The sequence below is a fragment of the Vreelandella venusta genome (assembly GCF_015689495.1).
GTDB lineage: Bacteria > Pseudomonadota > Gammaproteobacteria > Pseudomonadales > Halomonadaceae > Vreelandella > Vreelandella venusta.
In genome coordinates this window covers 1,456,933-1,476,482 of record NZ_CP065135.1, presented here as the reverse complement: position 1 = coordinate 1,476,482, position 19,550 = coordinate 1,456,933, and the positions used below count along the sequence as shown (strand labels likewise).

The following is a 19,550-nucleotide window of genomic DNA, read 5'->3' as shown; positions in this document are numbered from 1 at the left end:
CAATAAAAGCATCATTTAAAACCATCATTTAAAAACATCATTTAAAACATGCACGACGCTTTAGAACTGCCGTTAGCCCGGCAGTTCTATTTCTCTATGCAGAACATAATAATGAGACGATTGGAGTGACACATGCACCGCTTAAACAATCTAACAATGAGAATGAGCTGGTCACTCGTTTTATGCGCTTTTCTGACATTACTGCTGCTGCTGAGTGGCACTGGCCTCTACGCGGTCAATCATAGCCAGGAAAGTATCGAGCAATTTACCAACGTTAACGTCAATCAACAATCGACACTGAACAGAACCAATTCGTCGATACAAAATGTACGTTTACAAATGGGCCGTCTGTACGAAGAGCTGCTAGAGGCACCCCCTTCTCTTACTGCCGTTGAAAGACGCCAACGAGCGGATGAAATGCGTCATTTGCTTGAAAACGCAGACAATGTGTTCACTGAATTTCTTGCTTTACCATTCAACCCGTCTCATGAGCACTTCGTTCGTGAAATAGAGAGTAGCTTCAATAACATGATGAGTCACCAGCTACTTCCTCAACTTGATTCGCTTTATCAAGGGAACACTGCTGACTACCAACGCCTGCGCAATAGCACCCATGCTGCCTATGACACATTTTATCAAGATGCGGTTAATTTTTTTCATACGGTAGAAGACGAAGGTAATCAGCGTTTGGATAACTTCTCTTCAGTGGTCAACTTAGCTAATTCCGCTATTGTCAGTGTATTCATCATCGCGTTAATCATTACTGCCATTGTCTACTGGGGCGTAAGCGTCAACTTAATTCGCCCAACGCAGCGCATCAACGAGCACTTTCAATATATTGCTAAAGGTGATCTTTCTAGAGAAATTGAGGTGCATGGCCGAAATGAAATCGGCATTCTCTTCAACTCGCTACGCAACATGCAAAAAGATTTGTTGGAAACGGTGGCAACCGTGCGTCATAGCAGTGAAGAGGTTTTTGCAGGCGCACTAGAAATTGCGTTGGGCAACCAAGATCTCGCCTCGCGAACCGAGCGTCAGTCCGCTTCATTAACACAAACTGCCTCCAGTATTGAAGAAATGACGGCCACCATGGAACGTAACAGTGACAACGCAGCGCAAGCTAGCCGCGTTGCTCAAGAAGCTGCGCATAATGCACAGCAAGGTGGCGATGTCGTGACTCATGTGGTGAGTAAAATGCATGAGATACGTCATAGCTCGCAACAGATTACCGACATTATTGGCTTAATTGACTCAATCGCCTTTCAGACCAATATTTTGGCGCTCAATGCATCCGTTGAAGCAGCCCGAGCAGGTGAACATGGTCGAGGGTTTGCCGTGGTCGCCAGTGAGGTTCGCTTGCTGGCAACACGCAGCGCGGATGCCGCAGCGGATATTCGTCAACTGATTGCAACGTCAGTAAGCCAGATAGAATCAGGTACTCAACACGCGGATTTAGCCAGTGAGTCAATGGTCGCCATTATGGAATCTGTTAAGCGTGTTACCACTTTAATGGATGAGATCGCAGTCGCTAGCGAGGAGCAACGTGTTGGCATCAACGAAGTCAATAGTGCTATTAGCGAAATGGAGCAGACGACTCAGCAGAATGCCGCCATGGTGGAGCAAGCCAGCACCTCCGCCACTCAGTTAGAGCATGAAGCTGAACGGTTAACCGAGGTTGTGCTTAGGTTTAAACTCAACGCCAGCGCTGCAAACAGCCAATCAGGTGCCCAGTTGGTTTCGCTAACTCACCAAGCTGTACCTTGCACCTAGAGCCAAACGCCATATACTGTATATAAAAACATATATGGCAATTCTAGTCCGTGCAGAGGTGGCAACTAATGGCTTATTCCCCTTCCAGCACTACTGTATATAAAGGGCGCGGTGCGACCTACGATCCGCATAACCGCTTCGCACCAACCTGCAGCGTGGTAGAGGATGATGACTGGTGGCATGAGGAGGCCTCTACTTCGCTTGCAACGGAGGTACGCGAGGAACCCAGCAAAAGCGCGCTTTCCTGGAACCGTTCACCAGATTTACCCTTTGACCGCTCACTCAATCCATTTCGCGGCTGCGAGCATGGCTGCATTTACTGCTACGCTCGCCCTTCCCACGCCTACTGGGATTTGTCACCGGGGCTCGATTTTGAAACTAAATTAATCGCCCGCACAGGCTTAGTTGAGCACTTAACAGACGAGCTTAGCCATCCCCATTATGTCTGTCGTCCTATCAACCTTTCCGGCAACACCGACTGTTACCAGCCATTGGAAGCAAAATACCAAACAACTCGTCGTTTATTAGAGCTGCTACTAGCATGCAGGCATCCGGTCACCCTGGTGACTAAAAGTACGCTAATACTGCGGGATTTAGACCTGCTCGCAGCAATGGCCGAGCATCGCTTAGTACGGGTGTTTGTTAGCCTGACAAGTCTGGATGCCAATCTAAAGCGTACCTTGGAACCCCGGGCGGCCTCGCCTCAGGCGCGCTTAAAAGTGATCCGCGAGCTCAACACCGCAGGCATTCCAGTGGGTACGCTGGTCTCACCTATTATTCCTGGCCTTACTGATCACGAAATTGAACGTATTCTAGAAGCAGCCAGCCGTGCAGGCGCGCGCACAGCAACGTGGATGCTGCTGCGCCTACCCCATGAAGTCGCACCGATGTTTGAAGCATGGCTACAAGCCCACTACCCGGAGCGAGCCACTAAGGTAATGAGCCTGATTCGCCAATGCCGAAGCGGCCAACACTATGACGCACAATTTGGTAAACGCTTCCGTGGTGAAGGCGTCTTTGCCGACTTGATTGCCCAACGCTTTAATCGCGCCAGCCGCCAGTGGAACATGCAGCCACGCACCGAACAGGGCCTGAACACCCACGACTTTAGACCACCACGGGCGCAAGGAGATTTATTCTATTAGCGTGCGCGCTTAAACAGACAGAAGTGCTTTTTGCCTTTTTGTACGACCCAATAGGTATCAAATAACGCGAAGCTTTCCTCCAAGCGGGATTGCACGGCCCGTTCGCCGTTGAGACGTACTGCCCCCTGCTCAATCAGCTCACGGGCTTGGCGTTTAGAGCCAACTAAACCACCTTTAACCAGTACGCTGTCTAACGACTCTTCTGGCGATACCTGAATACATGGCAAACCATCTAACGCTAGTTGTTCAAGTTCATGCTGCGTTAGCGTAGCTACGTTGCCGCTGAAGAGCGCTTGGGAAATACGCTGTGCAGTCTTTAGCCCTTCACTTCCATGCACGAAACGCGTGACAGCTTCCGCCAGTACCTTTTGTGCCTGGGGCTTACCTGCCACGGCTCGATCATTGGCTTCAATCTCGTCAATCTCATTGCAGCTAATAAAGGTGTAGTAGCGTAAAAACCGGTAGACATCGCTATCATCCGTGTTTAGCCAAAACTGGTAGAAGTTATAGGGCGACGTTTGCTCTGGATCGAGCCATACAGTGCCACTTTCGGTTTTGCCAAACTTAGTACCGTCTGACTTGGTAATAAGGGGCAGCGTCATCCCCATGACCTGCTCACCATTAAGACGGCGGGTTAAATCAATACCGCTGACAATATTGCCCCACTGATCGTTACCGCCAATCTGTATAGTGCAACGCAACGTGCGGTTTAAATAGGCAAAGTCGTAGGATTGCAGTAGTGCGTAGCTAAACTCGGTGAACGACATTCCCTGATCGGGGCGCTCTAGCCGCTGCTTGACCGATTCCCGATTAACCATAGCATTTACAGAGAAGTGCTTGCCCACATCACGGAAGAACTCAATCACATTAATTTCGTTCATCCAATCTGCATTATTGACTACCTTAAATGGCGCCTCTAAGTGCGCAGCCATCAGCCAGTAGATCTGCTCTTTTAGCGACTTCCCCCAGCCTTTAACAGTGTCAGCAGAGTTGAGCGATCGCTCGGTGGCTTTGAAACTAGGGTCACCAATCATGCCTGTCGCACCGCCAACCAAGGCAACACCATGATGCCCAACATCTTGAAAGCGCTTAAGCATCAAAAGTGGCACTAGATGCCCAATGTGTAGACTGCCCGCTGTCGGGTCGAAGCCACAATAGATGGTTTGCGGGGTACTGAGTAGCTCGTTAAGCGCCTGCTGTTCATGCGTTGACTGCGCAATCAGCCCACGTTGCTGCAGGTCCTGCAATAATGCCGTCGCGTCCATGATGCTGCCCTTTTGCAGTTAATTAATAGCATTAGGCTAAGGCGCACCTCGGTAAAGAACGATATCCCGATAGGGATAAATAGCGACAATAGAGACAAAGGCATTGCCCCGCAGCGATCAGGGCCTAGCCGACGCCGCTACAACATGATTTAGAAACAGGCTGAATAGCTCACTCAGTGAGACAACGCCCAACTGGGCATAAATGCGTTTACGGTGATTCTTAACCGTACCGTGGCCGATAGCTAAGTATTCAGCAATCTCCTGGCTATCCATTCCCTGTACCAACAATGCAGCAACCTGTTGCTCCCTTGCTGTTAATAGCGTTTTCCCAAAGCTACCAACAGATTGGCGCAGCATTGCCGCGATATCACAATTCACTGTCGAACTGGCCAAGTGGAAAGGAGTATTCCAGTGCTGCTGGCAAAGCGCAGAAAGTACGCTCAGGTAGCCAGCTATCTGATTAAGTTCGACGTCAGTAAAGCGCGCCTGCTGTACAGCGTGATCCTCTAGCTTTCCCAGATATACGACAATCCAACGGGCGTCACTTAGGCGCAACGTTATACACAATTCATCTCGCCAGCCTGTTTGCTGGTAAAAATCTTGTTGGTAATAGGCATTCTTGTCACTAAATGAGCGAGTATCTTTTGGTGTAAACACTCCCTCTTGTTGGTGCTGAGCAAGCAGTAACAAAAACGGGTCATCCTGGTAGGCATCCATTAAGTAGCGCTGGAACAGAAGTTCTCGCTGCTGATGCAGAGAATCGAATAAATAAATAGGATGCTTACCGGGCCGGTAACCGATAATTACAGCGCAGTCGAAGGCAACTAACCGATTTAGCAGCTTGATAAAAGCGGACGTAAATTGGGTAGTGCGCAGTGCACTGATAGCATTAGCAAGGGCTTTGCTAAGCTCACTCGAAGATGCAGCCACGTTACGATGCATCACGTTATCGTTAACCATGACTCTATAAACCTTAAAGTTACGTTATGCTGCTTGCATTATTCTACAACACTTTTGATTTCCCACAGGACAATGCATGACTGTTGCTTTGAGCAAGACCAAATCAAGTTTTTACCGCCGCTTGTATGTCGCGCATTTAATTGACCACGGCGTCGCAAGCGTACCAGCGTTAATCGAGGCCACCGGTATGCCTCGGCGTACCGCGCAGGATACTATCGCCTCACTTGCGGAGCTGGATATCGAGTGCGTATTCGAGAAAGGCGAAGGTGAGCGCCATAATATTGGCCACTACCAGATACGTGACTGGGGGGCGATAGATCCTAGCTGGGTTGCTGCTCATGCGGAACGGCTAAAGGTGGAACTTGGCTATTGCTGACGCACAAGTACTTAGCGAAAGGGACGTGACATCAGGTCTACGGCCAGCAGCGACAAGGTTAGCAAAAACCAACCACGAAACTGCCCTGTCGATATACGGCTTCTAATCAAGCCCCCCAACCACATACCGGCTAATGCAGGCAGTACCGCGTACAGCGAAAGTGCCAGGTGCACGGTTTCCAAAGAGTGTTGCAGCGCTAGGCTGCTGAGTAGCGCCAGGGTAGAAACCGTAAACGAGAGTCCCAATGCTTGGATCAGTTCGTTCCTGGCTATCCCAAGCGCTTGCAAATAAGGCACAGCAGGAAGTACAAACACACCTGTTGCGCCTGTAATCCATCCGGTCAAAAGGCCGATAATGGGTGACAACCAGGACTCATGTTTGGGCAAAATATTAATCGCAGGTGCCCAAAAAGAGTATATGGAATAGAGCATTAAGGCGCTCCCCAGACTAAACGCTGCCCAGTCTGCATCTAGCTGGCTCAATAGCGGCGCCCCCAAAAAGGCCCCCACGGGAATACCAAGCATCATGCTGGAAAAGCGGCTTAGCACGTGCCAGCGATAACCGCCCTTCAAGAACTGCCAGACATTGGTAATTAATGAAGGAACTATCAATAACGCAGCGGCAACAACGGGTGAGTAAAGTGCCCCCAGCAGAGCCATAGCAACGGTAGGCAATCCCATTCCGGTTACCCCTTTGACCAAGCCTGCCAGCAGGAATGCGCCCAACAACCAAATTAGCGTAGCAATATCGTTTGTCATGGCTACATTGAAGCGCGGCGGGAACCTCGCCACAATCAGGTATTTTCCTCTCAGGCTTCGGCTCAGCCTTAGGGTGCAATAGGAGCTTTTATGCGCTTGGATTTATCAGACCTTCATCTTTTTCTGTGCATTGTTGAAGCAGGTAGCATCACTCAAGGGGCCATGAATGCTCACCTAGCCTTGGGTTCTGCCAGTGAACGCCTGCGCCGTATTGAGGCCGATGTTGAAGTCAAACTGCTTGAACGCCATCCTCGCGGTGTCATGCCAACAGAGGCCGGAGAAGCCCTAGCCCACCACGCTCGGCAAATGTTACTGCAGCATAAAAAAATGCGTGGTGAGCTTAAGGCATTTGCTGAGGGGCTGTCAGGAACGCTAAGACTGCATGCCAATACGGCTGCACTTGCCTCGTTTTTACCTGGCAAGCTCGCGCCCTGGTTACAGGCCCACCCTTCGCTGCATATGGACGTTAAGGAGCGAACCAGTCTAGCGATCATTCAATCAATCCAAGCCGGCATTATTGAGGGAGGAATCATCACCGATGTGGCTAACGCAGAGGGCTTAAAACGCGACTGGCGCCTGACCATTTAGTCGTTGTGGTGGCCAAGGGGCATCCACTATCTAGCCAATCATGGATTAGTTTTCACGAAGTTGTCGGGCTGCCAATGGTTGGATTGAGCGAGGAAAGTGCCTTGCAAACTCAAATCGAAGAGCAGGCTCGCCAGCTTGGGGCTTCATTAACCCTACGGATACGCATGAAAGGGTTTGGTGAGCTGTGCAACTTAGTAGCCCACCAAGTAGGCATCGCCATTATTCCTAAAGGCATTGCGCAACAATGGCTACGGCGTTACGACCTTAGCGTTGTAAATCTCAACGACCCGTGGGCCAAACGGCAACTGTGCTTGTGCTATCGCGATGAAGCATCACTGTCACCGGCTATGCAAAGCCTGTTTACTCATTTACGGCTTCCCTAAGCACTGAACGAGAACTGTCCGCCGTTTGGGCTATCCTAATCACTCAGCATTAAGCGGCACACTGAGCGAGCTTACTGCCATGGCGAGCACTAACATTAATGATGGCTAGTTAGGCGGCGACGACGAGACAGCAATTTCGTAACCGGTGAATTTACGCAGGTTAATAACCCCGGTATCAAAGATCAGGTACTGCCCTTTTACACCTTGAAGAGTACCTTCAATCAGCGGCTGCTTATCAAAGTTATGGGACGTGACTTTAGTTGGAAAAGTCGCCACGGGATAATGGAAGTTCAATGGCGTTTCATCCAGCGTGCGAATGGCATCCTCGCCGTGCATATCACGTAACTGCCCTAACCCATCGGCTAGCAGGTGAAAAAGACGGTCACGCTCTGCGCACAAATCCAGTGGCTTCACTTCGCCTTTAAGCATGGCGCGCCAATTAGTTCGGTCTGCCACCTGCTCTTTAAAGAGCATTTCGACAAAACCAGACTGTTGCCGGGTGTTTACCTCAAGAATAGGCAGCGCCTGTATGGCACCTTGGTCCAGCCAGCGGGTCGGCATTTCCGTTTTGCGGGTGATACCTACCTTCAAACCGGATGAGTTGGCTAAGTAGACTACGTGTGGCTGGAAGCAGTGCTTTTCACCCCACTCGGGGTCTCGACAGGTGCCCTGATGATAGTGGCAAGTCTCAGGTTTCATGATGCAGGTATCACACTGGGCTAAGCGCTTAAAGCAGGGATAACAGTAGCCTTGAGCAAAACTTTTTTTGGTTGCCCGCCCGCAGTGGGTGCAAGCAATCGCGCCGCTCCAGGTAAGACGCATCGGTGAACCAATACGCTCATTGAGTGGCATTCGATGGTCGCCCGCACGAAGGTGATACACCACCTGACCATCTTGGCGGCTTGGTAAGTCAGCCGCCATTTTCTGCAAACACCCTTGCACCGGCGATGCTACCGAGGCAAACAGATCATCAGTCACGCGTGGCATCCCGGGCAAGGCCTGCCATTTCTGGGGAAACACCGGCACCGGTCGCGCCAGCACCACAGGTACGCTGCTCCAGATAGCCAACACGGCTCTCTTCAGGAACGTTATTCTCCACCTCAAAACGCATTACCGCCTCCAGGCACAACTCGGTCTGTTCTGGCGTTAAATACCGACCATCGGGCCATTTGCGCAACGCAACTGCCTGCTTAAGGCTTTCGTAAATAGCAGGCGTCATTTGGTTAATCATTTTATCGAAGGTCATGTCACTCATCGTAGGCACCTTTAATGTTTGCTTCGTTTAGATGAATAATACCAGCCTGTAACCAGCCCCACGAGCAACCCGCCCAAGTGTGTTTCATTCGCTATATTGCCAAACCCCACGCTACCGGCAATATCGGTCATGGTGAACACCATCCAGCCCAGCATTAAGACGACTAGCATCTGAGGGACGAAGAATCCGCTTTGCGGGGCACGATAGGACATCAGCCACGCATGGGCCAGCAAGGCGTAAACCACACCCGACATACCGCCAAACAGCACGGTGCCAGTGACATACTGCGCAATGTTAGCGCCAATACCGGCAACCACAAGCAGTAGCAGCATGATACGACTACCCTGGAGCTGCTCGATTTGACGCCCGAAGTACCATACCCACATCAGGTTGAAGATCAAATGCATCCAACCAAAGTGTAAAAACGCAGGCGACAGTAAACGCCATACTTGGCCAGACATAACAGTGTCACTAAGGCTGCCATATACGAGCTGCCCGCCTGAAACGCCCACCGGCACGATGGTCAGCCCTACAATCAGTAAGTCGCCAAATACCCCTGTTAGGGCAAAAACTAATAGGCTAATACCAATGATTAGCGCTGTAACCGGCACTTGGCGCAACACCGGCACCAAGCGATTCATCCCGCTTCGGTGGTGGGGTCGAACAGTCTCGGTAATTAGCGGCTCGCCTCGCTCCCAGCGGCTAACCAACGATCTCATTTCATCATGCTGACGCGGGTCGGCAACCCATAGTAGCTGGCCATCTGCTTCATCGGTTATACGATGACCAATACGGTAGTGCCATAGCGCTTTACGCAGCTCTTTTGTGTCCGCGCCCGTGGGTAAAAGCATTACTGGATGCATGGCAGTTCCTTTCAACCAATAAGAATCGTCGCAACGTCACGCCGCGTCACCAACGGATAGACGAAAAAAATCCGGCGGAGGGGGCCGCCGGATCAAAAAGCAAGGGATCATTCAAGGGAACACTTACTCTGATAACCGACAACACCGTTAGTTCAGCTATTTTGAAAAAAATATGTAACCGAGTGTAAAGATTAACAATATCGCTATTAATCAAAATCTATTTCCCACGGTTTAGGCAGTGCGCGCTCCTCTCTTGGCACTTGTATCCATACAAAATGATCAGCATTTAGGCGTGTTTCTCCACTCCAGCGATAAGCCACTAAACGGCCAAATTTCACCGCACTATAATCCAAGCAGGCAATATTGTGTGCTGGTAAGGCGGGAATACCTTCGCACCAGTAATGGCCGATAAATAAAGGTGGCTGTTCAGGGCCATAATAACTAAGGCGCTGTCGTTCAGTATCGGTCAGCGCTCTGGTCTCTAGGTCGCCAGGAAGGTTATCTGGTTGAAATACCACGTCCCCCCACTGCTGAGGATTTGCTGACCAAAAGTGCGCACGAAAACTCTGCCTAGTAAAGCCATCGCCTGAGTGTATCGCAATGCCCTTGGGTAACGGTATATGAGGCCCACGGGTTAGACGATCAAGTATACGAAAGGCTTGTGTTGAGGGGTCCGTGGACTCAACCAGAAAGTGGTTGTCCATGCAGGCGTTGGGGGCGCGCTGTTTAAGCTGTCGAATTAACTCGTCATCCCAGCAGGCATGCACCACACGAATCCCATCCAGTTCAAGACATAGCGGAATCGTCTTAAACCACGCCAAGGTGTCTTCCCACTCATTGGTATAATCGCGATACTGGGCCAACGTGTCTTCAATAATACGGTTATGGCGCGGCGTATGTTCGCGCAGCCAGCGTTTGTTGCTCCCAGGGGGCGCAGGATGCGTATAGGCCAGGGCATTGTATTCATGGTTACCCATAACAATATATGCTTCGCCCTCTTCAACCATCCGGCGAGCGATGGTAACCGCTAGACGAATACGCGGGCCACGATCAATTAAATCGCCTAAAAAAATCACTTTTCGGCGTGGGTGACGATACACCCCACCCCGCTGATGATAGCCAAGTCGCTCTAGTAACGCTGCCAGTGTTGCACCACAGCCATGTACATCTCCGATTAAATCGTAACCCTCCATATCAATCCCCTAGCCGATGGCTCCAGCCGAGTTTACTGCGCAACACTTCATAGAAGTTATGCCCAATAGGATGCACGAGCTGAACGCGCTCTGGTTTTCGTTGGATAACGAGCACATCGTCAGGTTTTGCCACGGCACGAGTTTGTCCGTCGCAGCTGATATGGGGATAGGTCTGATTGGTTTCACCAATGTGGACACGGATTTCACTGGCAGCGTCAATCACAATAGGACGACTCGACAGCGTATGGGGGAACATAGGCACCAACGTCACCACATCCAACTTGGGGTGCATGATTGGCCCGCCGCCAGAAAGTGCATAGGCAGTTGAACCGGTGGGCGTGGCAATAATTAAGCCATCACTACGTTGGCTATACACAAACTGTCCATCAATAAACAGTTCGAACTCAATCATGCGCACCGCTTTACCGGGATGAACCACCACTTCATTGAGTGCAGCACCACTACCCACCGCTTTACCGTTTCGGTACAACACGGCATCTAGCAAGAACCGCTCTTCAACTTCAAACTCTCCCGCCAGCACTTCGCCAACCCGGCTTTCTAGTTCATCAGGGGAAATATCCGTTAAAAAGCCTAGCCGCCCCCGGTTCACACCTAACATCAATGTACCGCTAAGACATAGCGTACGAGCAGCCCCAAGAAGGCTACCATCCCCCCCCACAACAATAACCAAATCGCACAGTTCCCCCAGCATGCGTCGGCTAGCTTCAGGTAGTCCATGGTTCGGTAGAGCCGTTGCTGTGCGGTCTTCAATCAGAACTTTATAGTCGTGGGCAACTAGATAGCTGACCAACCGCTTAAGCGAATCGACCACTTTGTCGCTGCCTAAACGACCGATTAAGCCGATTGTTTTAAAGGAAGTCGCTTTTTTAAGTGGCGCATCTTCTGAAGGCTGCGTGCGCTCGGCATGGCTCAAGGGTGCTAAACCTGACGATGGGGTGTTAGACATGGGCAACTCTCGCTGGCATCAGCCCACATTATGGAGAGTATGAGGGTGTCGAGCAAATTGCCCAGCGCGACGCAAAACCGCTGGCTACTCTGGGCAAAAACAATCGCTTGAACTAGTTAGACCGGTATAACGCGACGGCGCTGCAACCACCAGTGATTTAACCACAGAGAAGCAGCCATGATAGCGGCGCCTAATAGGAGCTTGCCTATATCTGCATCCCGATTCCAAATCATCAAATTAACCACTAAACCAGCGGGCACCAGCGCATTGTTCATTACTGCCAGCGTTCCTGCATCGACCTTGGTGGCCCCTTGGTTCCAAGCGAAATAGCCGACGCCAGAAGCGACTAGCCCAAGCCATGCCAATACACTCCACTGCACCGGTGTACTGGGCAGCGCTGCAGTATTACCAAACAGCAAAAAGGCTGGGAGTGCTACTAGCATTGCGCCAATAAAGAACCAGCCAAACACGTTATGCCACGCCAAGGTAGGCGGCAAATCAGCCGCGAGACGACGATAGCCAACCTGACCTAACGCAAAACAGAGATTGGCTCCCTGGACTACCAAAAAGCCCAGCCAGAACCCGCTATCGATACCATCGTAACGAATCACGCCGGCCCCGATTACCGCCAATAGTGCAGTCACTAGATAAATAGGCGTGAAGCGCTTAAACATTAGGTCATCTAGAAGCGCAATATAAACTGGCGTGAAAATCGTGAATAACAGAACTTCAGGAACCGATAGCAGCAAAAACGAGTGGTAGAAGAAGGTATACATGACGCCTAGCTGCACCGCACCCAGTGCCATTAACGCTAAACGCTGTTTTCCACGCAGCAAACTGGGCCGTAAAAATGGCAGGAACACCAGCATAGCGAGCGTTACCCGTACAAGCACCGCAAAGTAGCTATCGACTTGGCCTGCCAGATATACACCAATCAACGAGAATGAGAACGCCCACAACGCCGTCACGCCAACAAGGTAGCCCATAGTAAACCCCACCCAAAAGAAAAGTTGACTGGAATTATACGCGCTTCACAACAACTGCCAATGGGCTAGACGAAGAATCGCTAGCTTAGTGCTTTTTTAACCATATAAACGCATGCACTACGCCAGGAAGCCAGCCCAACAACGTCAACACAACACTAAGGGCAACACGTTTTGCCCCGCCCTCTGTTAACCCAACGGCCAAAGGCGGTAGCAAAACGGCTAACGCGCGGTAGGCGAACAGAACCGATGTCGGCTGAGGCGATGCTGGCACGCCTTCAGAAGCAATGGGTGATGGGGTTTGATGCTTAAGCGCACTATCAGTCTCGCTGGTTGGCGCGGTAGGCGTAAAGTGCTCTACCGCCGCTTGCGCTTGCTGTTTTTCCTTAGCTAGTGCTTTTTGGTGAGCCTGTTTATCAATTTTCTGCTCTAGCGTTTCCGCGCCGTCTGCCAAATCGTCGTGATAGCGCTCCCAGTCTTCCCAATCATGTGGTGTACCGGATTTTGGACGCTGGCTACCTGACCCACGAGCTCTCTCCCACGCTTTTTCTTCTAATGTGTTGGGCCGCTCAGGGTCCCTCTCTATGCCTACGCCCTTGCGATTGAGATATTCACGTGCGTCCATAATGGCTCCTTGCAGCTTATGGAATGAAGCAAAGCGTTGAATGTAACAATAATAAGGACAACGCAGGGTGAGTTAAATCTTCTACATTAATAGAATTATAGGTCTCGTGGCTCACAGCTCTTGTGATTCATGGCCTGCATGCCGCAAGCGGTTATTGACCTATTCTCTTTAAGAGTGAAACTGCGCGTATTGCGTCAAGGAGTGTCAAGATGAATAAAAGAACCCCCGATACCGTACGCGATGTCATGTCACGGGACTGCTACCGCGTCACTGGCCAAACCTCGATCACCAACTTAGCTCAAGGTTTGGCATTGCATCGCCTACCAGGCGCTCCTGTGGTAGATGAGTCTGATCGGTTGATTGGCTTTATATCCGAACAAGATGTGATGGGACGCGTATTGGACAGCATCTACCATGATGATGAAGCGCCGCTGGTACGTGAGCTAATGCGTCAAGACGTGCTCACCACAACGCCCAATAAAAGTATCACCGACTTAGCGCAGGAAATGCTCGGAGCAAAGCCAAAGGTTTATCCCGTTGTGGAGCAACAACGCTTAGTCGGGATTGTGACGCGCCGTGACATCTTAATGGCGCTGCTAACCATTCGCCGACATTAACTATTCACTGTCACGACCTATTCACTGGCACGACCTATTCGCCAAGCTAGCGACTTCCAGCCAATCAAACCATCGTTCATAGCCACAAAACGGCCGACTGATAAGCAAAAAAAACCGCTGCTTGATGAGCAGCGGAAGCAAGGGATCGAAAACAATAGCCAGAACAACACTCTTAACGACTGCTATCGCGATGTTGCCTGTACACACTCTGACACCTTGCTGAGGAAAAGTTCGCAAAACTGCAAAATTTTCGTCTTAACGAGCAGCAGGCGTATACTGTTGTGGATTGTTAAACGAATGCTGATACCGATTTTGCAGGGAGTGGAGTATGGCGCTGTACCTATTAGTGTTTGGCGTCTGTTTGCTGGTAATAGGTGGTGTACTGGTAATATTAATGACCGTAGGTACGCCACGCTATCGCACTGAGCCTAACGATCTGATCAATTTGTTCGACAAAGCGCTGGAAAGCAGCATCAGCGAAACAGAGTGGAATGCGATCATTGGCTACCCCATTCGCCACGATGAGTACCTGGAGAGTGTCCGCCGCCGTGCATCACATTTAATGGACATCCACGGTCGCCATTGGCAAATTGCTCGAAGCAAGCCGTTACTTAACCAAGAGGGTTACGCGGAACTGAAAGCATTACGTGATCATTTAGCGGCACACACAGCGCTGCGCCAGCAGTAACCGGCCAGCCGTGCCGAGGAGACCCCATGCCGAGTACTATTCGTCAAATCCCTTTAGAAAGTGCCACAAAACACCACTCCCACGATTTTCACCAAATCGTCATTACGTTATGCGGCTCTTCAGAATTTGAAATCGAAGGCCTCGGCGGCCGGATAAACGCGTTTTCAGGCTGCATTGTTCCCGCTAATCACGAGCACTTCTATTCCGGTAGCGGCTATAATCGTCAACTGATACTGGACCTGCCTGAAGATGCACCTGCCTTAACGGGTGAACATCGTGAGCTGGTAGCACTGTTTGATGCACCGCGCTTTTTTGCACTCGACAACCCATTACGCCATTACCTTGCTTTCGTAGAAAGCGAGCTTGCCCAAGGTTTTGACACGCTGGCAATGTCCTTTCAGCAGGATCGGCTTGCTGCCACGTTGTTAGGTTCATTAAAAGCTCGCCTGGGTGCACCAGAGAGCGCATCACAACGGCGGCTCAATCTCGATCAAATCGATCGATTTATTCGCCGTCACTTAGCCGATGAACTGAGAGTCGCTGATTTAGCAAAATTGGCTTGCCTTAGTGAGGCACACTTTTCTGAACGCTTTCGCGTCCAGACAGGCCTGTCGCCCTGGCAGTATGTGCGACGCCAGCGCCTACATGCGGCTCGCCAACTTGTATTGCAAAGCCGTCTACCACTTACTGACATAGCTATCCAAACAGGCTTTGCGAATCAGAGCGCTCTTTCGCATGCTTTTCGGCGTAATTACGGTTTATCACCCCGCCAGTTACGCCAAGGAGTAGGCGCAACCAATACGCAGCTCGATTCAGCAAACCAGTTAACGCCTTCCTCAATATCTTGTGCAACCTCATTAGCATCTTCCGCGACGTCTTCAGGGGCAAGCGTTAAGACTAGCGCACTCTCATCTCGCTGATGGCAAAGCAATTAGCTTGGGCACATAACACGTGCTTTTGCGTGCTGGCAGCCGTTTAGAGACTAAACTAAAGTCTTAAAAAGCGTTTCTTACCGAGAATTTGACACGTTTTGCCATGAAAACGACATACACCTAATGGCAGCTCGCTCTACATTCGACCGTTACCTTGGGCACAGTGCCCTACCATCGCTTTATTTCGGTTATTTGATCCAGCTTTTCGCTTTCTGTTTAGACTTATGGGGGCCTCAATGCTCAATGCCAAGAAAATGCGTGACCCTGCCATTTGGCAAACTGATCTTGATACGCTTATGGAGCGTATCAGTGATCACTATCTTGTCGATGAGGATGCCTTTGTCAGTGAATCAAGGCTCTCAACACTGGCCCACACTACCTAAAGCGTTTTGTGACTGAATAAATAATCACCAACAGCACTGCCGCGCTGGGTGGTAACGCGTCGCTTCTGGCGCTTGGCGATAAGTGAACAGCTCAGCAATGCTGATGTGTCGACTTGCAAGGAGAACCCCATCATGAACAAAGCTAACTTCAATTCGCATAGCGACGTGAGTGATCTACGCTCACGTATCCGCAGCAACTATGACGCCGATGAAGCGGCAGTGCTGCATGAGCTGATCGAACGTATCAAGCTGTCAGAGGATGACCGACGCCAAGTTGCCGCCGCCGGAGCCAACTACGTACAGCGCGTTCGCAAAGAGAGATCGCCCTCGATGATGGAAGCGTTCCTCGCTGAGTACGGCCTTTCCACCACCGAGGGCGTCGGCCTGATGTGTCTGGCTGAAGCCCTGCTGCGCGTGCCTGATGCGGAAACCATCGACGACTTGATCCACGATAAAATCGAGCCATCCGACTGGGGCGCACACCTGGGAAAATCGTCCTCATCGATGGTTAATGCCTCGACCTGGGCACTTTTGCTAACTGGTAAAGTGCTGGAAGAAGACCCCAAGGGCCCAACCCGGGCGCTACGCGGCCTAGTACGCCGCATGGGCGAGCCGGTAGTGCGTAAGGCGGTTGGTCAGTCGATGAAGATTCTCGGTCGCCAGTTCGTACTCGGCCAGACCATCGAAGAAGGCATGAAAAATGCCCGCGAGCTTGAGAAACAGGGCTATACGTATTCCTACGACATGCTTGGCGAGGCGGCTCGCACAGATGAGGATGCCGTTCGCTACCACCAGGCCTATGCCAAGGCGATCACCGCAATCGCCGAACAGGCCAAAGGCGATGTCCGTGGCAGTCCCGGTATATCGGTAAAACTATCAGCCCTGCATCCGCGTTATGAATACACCCACCGTGACACGGTAATGGCAGAGCTTGTACCCCGTGCGTTGGAACTGGTCAAACAAGCGGCCAAAGCCAATATCGGTTTCAATATTGACGCAGAAGAGCAGGATCGACTGGATCTATCGCTCGATGTGATCGAGGCATTGATGTCCGATCCCAGCCTAGATGGATGGGATGGTTTCGGGGTCGTTGTACAAGCCTACGGGCGCCGCGCAGCGCCAGTGATAGAAACACTTTACGAACTTGCCGAGCGGTTCAACCGCAAGATCATGGTGCGCTTGGTCAAGGGTGCCTACTGGGATACCGAAATCAAGCTGTCCCAAGAAATGGGTGTTAAAACCTTTCCGGTCTTCACCCGCAAGGTCAACACTGATGTCAGTTACATGGCCTGCGCCCAGATGCTGCTCGACCGTCGCGACCGCATCTATCCTCAGTTCGCCACACACAACGCCCATACCTGCGCCGCCGTCGTGGCCATGGCAGGCGATGACAAGGACAGCTACGAGTTTCAGCGCCTGCACGGCATGGGCGAATCGCTGCACCACATCGTCAAGGAGGCAGAGGGCACGCACTGCCGCATCTACGCTCCGGTTGGTGCTCACCGCGACCTGCTGGCCTACTTGGTGCGTCGCCTACTAGAGAATGGCGCGAACTCCTCGTTCGTTAACCAAGTAGTCGATAGCTCGATTCCCCCCAGCGAGGTATCAAGAGATCCAGTTGAAGGGTTTAAACAGCTTGGCGACGCCATCTCAAGTCCGTTGATCCGCCAGCCCGGTGAGCTGTTTGCGCCAGATCGCAAGAACTCCAAGGGTTATCGTATCAATGAACCCGCTTCAATCCTGCCGCTGCTTAATGCACGGGAAACCTTTGCCGACAAGACCTGGACAGCAGGCCCGATGTTAGTGGGAAGCCCTGCTCCCCAAGGCCCGGCTCGCGATGCAGTTTCTCCCGCCGACGGGTCGCGTATTATCGGCAAGGTGCATGAGGCCACCCCAGAAGAGGTAGCCACTGCGCTCGACGCTGCAGAGCAGGGTTTCCGCGAGTGGTCAGCACGTCCTGTGGCCGAGCGTGCCGAAGTGCTCCGTCGTACCGCGGATCTCTATGAAGAACATATCGCTGAGCTGACCGTCATCACCACCCGCGAAGCCGGCAAGATGATGTTTGATGGCATCGCTGAAGTGCGCGAAGCGGTTGACTTCCTGCGCTACTACGCCAACGAGGGCGAACGGTTAGAAGCAGAAGAACCCGGCAGTGCCCGTGGCATCTTCGTCTGCATCAGCCCTTGGAACTTCCCGCTGGCCATTACCACCGGGCAGATTGCTGCAGCCTTGGTGGCTGGCAACGCGGTGCTTGCCAAGCCCGCCGAGCAAACACCGTTGATCGCCGCCCGCGCCGTCGAATTAATGCGCGAGGCTGGGCTGCCAGAAGCGGCACTTCAACTGCTGCCTGGCGATGGACCCACGGTGGGTGGCCCACTGACTAGCGATCCGCGTATTGCTGGTGTCTGTTTCACGGGTTCGACCCCAGTGGCTCAGATTATCCACAAAGCCCTAGCGCAGAACGCAGGACCCGATGCGATACTGGTTGCCGAAACCGGCGGCCTCAATTCGATGATCGTGGACTCTACGGCGCTGACCGAACAGGCAGTCCGCGATATCTTAATCTCCTCCTTCCAATCGGCAGGGCAGCGTTGTTCAGCACTGCGCATGCTGTATGTCCAGGAAGAGGCGCGCGACCGGTTGCTCAACATGCTTGATGGCGCCATGGACTCGCTCACCATCGGTGACCCTTGGAATACTGACACCGACGTCTCACCAGTGATCGACGCCGACGCCCAGGCCGAGATCAGCGATTACATCGCAGCTCACGAGAAGACAGGCAAGGTGCTGAAGAAACTGTCCGCACCGCAGACCGGCACCTTCGTGACCCCCGCGGTCATTGAGGTTGGGGGCATCGCAGATCTCGAACGCGAGATATTCGGCCCGGTTCTACACGTGGCGACTTTCAAGGCGCGAGACATCGACAACGTGGTCGACGACATCAATGGCAAAGGCTACGGATTGACCTTTGGCCTACATACCCGCATCGATGATCGTGTGCAGCAAATCGTCGAGCGCATCCATGTCGGCAACGTTTATGTTAACCGCAACCAAATCGGCGCCATTGTCGGCTCCCAACCATTCGGCGGTGAAGGCCTTTCAGGCACCGGGCCCAAGGCTGGCGGCCCGCTCTATGTCACGCGCTTCCGCCGCACTGCCACCGCCGAGCACCACGAGACTCCGGAGGGCAAGACCCTCTCACTCAGCGACCTCCAATCGGCCTTAGATGGGTTAGACGCGCGCAACTGGGCGGTACGGCCTAATCGGATCGAAGTACTCCGCAAGGCACTCTCCGGCAAGGGCGGCGTGATCCGCAAGGCCCTTAACGAGACAGCAGCTCTCGATATGACACCGCAGACGCTTCCAGGACCAACAGGGGAAAGCAACCGCTTGGCGATGTACCCCAAAGGAGCGGTGCTCTGCCTTGGACCAACGCTGGATATCGCCGCTGCCCAAGCAGTACAGGCGCTTGGCGCGGGCTGTACGGCAGTCGTGATCGCACCAGGCGCAGTGCAAGCCGTCCAGCCGCTGGTCGATGCTGGCGCACCAGTGATTGGACTCGACGGTAGCATCACGCCAGATACACTAAGCGAGGTTCAAGGGATTGCCGCCGTCGCCGCGGCTGGCAAAAGTGATTGGACGCATGAGCTGCGGATAGCACTCGCTAAGCGCGACGGTGCCATTGTGCCGCTCGAGACTCAGACCATTTCACCAGATCGCTACGTGGTGGAACGTCATCTGTGCATCGATACGACCGCAGCGGGTGGCAACGCCAGCTTGCTGGCAACGGCCGAATAGG

The 19,550-nt window shown here is 52.2% G+C and carries 20 protein-coding genes; 10 read left to right on the top strand and 10 right to left on the bottom strand.

Annotated elements, in window-relative coordinates; all coding sequences use genetic code 11:
* Positions 1–132: 132 nt before the first annotated feature.
* Positions 133–1,770: a methyl-accepting chemotaxis protein gene (locus IR195_RS06955; protein ID WP_206049097.1), complete on the top strand. Its 1,638-nt coding sequence runs from the start codon at positions 133–135 to the stop codon at positions 1,768–1,770.
* Positions 1,771–1,838: 68 nt separating this feature from the next.
* Positions 1,839–2,915, top strand: coding sequence for a PA0069 family radical SAM protein (locus IR195_RS06950; protein WP_206049096.1), 1,077 nt, complete (start codon positions 1,839–1,841; stop codon positions 2,913–2,915).
* Here IR195_RS06950 and tyrS read toward each other — a convergent pair.
* Entirely contained in the window at positions 2,912–4,180 is a 1,269-nt protein-coding gene (tyrS, locus tag IR195_RS06945; RefSeq protein WP_206049095.1) for a tyrosine--tRNA ligase, read from the bottom strand. The genes IR195_RS06950 and tyrS overlap by 4 nt on opposite strands.
* Before the next feature lie 117 nt (positions 4,181–4,297).
* Positions 4,298–5,140 (bottom strand): response regulator transcription factor, encoded by an 843-nt coding sequence (locus IR195_RS06940; protein ID WP_206049094.1) that lies wholly within the window; start codon positions 5,138–5,140, stop codon positions 4,298–4,300.
* Between the two features lie 76 nt (positions 5,141–5,216).
* Between IR195_RS06940 and IR195_RS06935 the strand changes: the two genes are divergently transcribed.
* Complete coding sequence (locus IR195_RS06935; RefSeq protein WP_206049093.1) at positions 5,217–5,516, top strand: winged helix-turn-helix domain-containing protein; 300 nt, start codon at positions 5,217–5,219, stop codon at positions 5,514–5,516.
* Positions 5,517–5,527: 11 nt separating this feature from the next.
* Here IR195_RS06935 and IR195_RS06930 read toward each other — a convergent pair whose 3' ends face one another.
* A complete protein-coding gene (locus IR195_RS06930) occupies positions 5,528–6,307 on the bottom strand; it encodes a sulfite exporter TauE/SafE family protein (RefSeq protein WP_206049092.1) in 780 nt (259 codons plus the stop codon).
* Between the two features lie 57 nt (positions 6,308–6,364).
* On the opposite strand from IR195_RS06930, the gene IR195_RS06925 reads away from it, so the two are divergent.
* Positions 6,365–6,862 carry a LysR family transcriptional regulator gene (locus IR195_RS06925; RefSeq protein WP_206049091.1) on the top strand — a complete coding sequence of 166 codons (498 nt, stop codon included), beginning with the start codon at positions 6,365–6,367 and terminating at the stop codon, positions 6,860–6,862.
* A 5-nt stretch (positions 6,863–6,867) separates the two neighbouring features.
* On the top strand, positions 6,868–7,245 hold the full coding sequence (locus IR195_RS06920; RefSeq protein WP_338073927.1) for a LysR substrate-binding domain-containing protein: 378 nt from the start codon (positions 6,868–6,870) through the stop codon (positions 7,243–7,245).
* 105 nt (positions 7,246–7,350) lie between these two features.
* Here IR195_RS06920 and IR195_RS06915 read toward each other — a convergent pair whose 3' ends face one another.
* The 7 genes from IR195_RS06915 to IR195_RS06885 all read right to left on the bottom strand — a co-directional run bounded on the left by IR195_RS06915 (position 7,351) and on the right by IR195_RS06885 (position 13,131).
* Positions 7,351–8,232 (bottom strand): DUF2797 domain-containing protein, encoded by an 882-nt coding sequence (locus IR195_RS06915; RefSeq protein WP_206049089.1) that lies wholly within the window; start codon positions 8,230–8,232, stop codon positions 7,351–7,353.
* On the bottom strand, positions 8,216–8,500 hold the full coding sequence (locus IR195_RS06910; RefSeq protein WP_038483142.1) for a YeaC family protein: 285 nt from the start codon (positions 8,498–8,500) through the stop codon (positions 8,216–8,218). The genes IR195_RS06915 and IR195_RS06910 overlap by 17 nt, the downstream gene beginning before the upstream one ends.
* 11 nt (positions 8,501–8,511) lie before the next feature.
* On the bottom strand, positions 8,512–9,363 hold the full coding sequence (locus IR195_RS06905) for a rhomboid family intramembrane serine protease (RefSeq protein ID WP_206049088.1): 852 nt from the start codon (positions 9,361–9,363) through the stop codon (positions 8,512–8,514).
* A 206-nt stretch (positions 9,364–9,569) separates the two neighbouring features.
* Positions 9,570–10,556, bottom strand: a complete 987-nt coding sequence (locus IR195_RS06900) for a metallophosphoesterase (RefSeq protein ID WP_125746980.1) — start codon at positions 10,554–10,556, stop codon at positions 9,570–9,572.
* A 1-nt stretch (position 10,557) separates the two neighbouring features.
* A complete protein-coding gene (locus IR195_RS06895) occupies positions 10,558–11,523 on the bottom strand; it encodes an NAD(+) kinase (RefSeq protein WP_146945113.1) in 966 nt (321 codons plus the stop codon).
* Positions 11,524–11,639: 116 nt separating this feature from the next.
* The gene (locus IR195_RS06890) at positions 11,640–12,509 is read right to left on the bottom strand and encodes a carboxylate/amino acid/amine transporter (protein WP_125746978.1); all 870 of its coding nucleotides are present in this window, start codon (positions 12,507–12,509) and stop codon (positions 11,640–11,642) included.
* 85 nt (positions 12,510–12,594) lie between these two features.
* Positions 12,595–13,131 carry a YqaE/Pmp3 family membrane protein gene (locus IR195_RS06885; RefSeq protein ID WP_125746976.1) on the bottom strand — a complete coding sequence of 179 codons (537 nt, stop codon included), beginning with the start codon at positions 13,129–13,131 and terminating at the stop codon, positions 12,595–12,597.
* 209 nt (positions 13,132–13,340) lie between these two features.
* On the opposite strand from IR195_RS06885, the gene IR195_RS06880 reads away from it, so the two are divergent.
* The 5 genes from IR195_RS06880 to putA all read left to right on the top strand — a co-directional run bounded on the left by IR195_RS06880 (position 13,341) and on the right by putA (position 19,549).
* The gene (locus IR195_RS06880) at positions 13,341–13,748 is read left to right on the top strand and encodes a CBS domain-containing protein (protein ID WP_206049087.1); all 408 of its coding nucleotides are present in this window, start codon (positions 13,341–13,343) and stop codon (positions 13,746–13,748) included.
* A gap of 328 nt (positions 13,749–14,076) precedes the next feature.
* Positions 14,077–14,436, top strand: coding sequence for a hypothetical protein (locus tag IR195_RS06875; RefSeq protein WP_125746972.1), 360 nt, complete (start codon positions 14,077–14,079; stop codon positions 14,434–14,436).
* 26 nt (positions 14,437–14,462) lie between these two features.
* On the top strand, positions 14,463–15,356 hold the full coding sequence (locus IR195_RS06870; protein WP_206049086.1) for an AraC family transcriptional regulator: 894 nt from the start codon (positions 14,463–14,465) through the stop codon (positions 15,354–15,356).
* Between the two features lie 248 nt (positions 15,357–15,604).
* Complete coding sequence (locus tag IR195_RS06865; protein WP_164517070.1) at positions 15,605–15,751, top strand: hypothetical protein; 147 nt, start codon at positions 15,605–15,607, stop codon at positions 15,749–15,751.
* 132 nt (positions 15,752–15,883) lie between these two features.
* Positions 15,884–19,549, top strand: a complete 3,666-nt coding sequence (gene putA, locus IR195_RS06860; protein WP_206049085.1) for a bifunctional proline dehydrogenase/L-glutamate gamma-semialdehyde dehydrogenase PutA — start codon at positions 15,884–15,886, stop codon at positions 19,547–19,549.
* The last annotated feature ends 1 nt before the right edge of the window (position 19,550 follow it).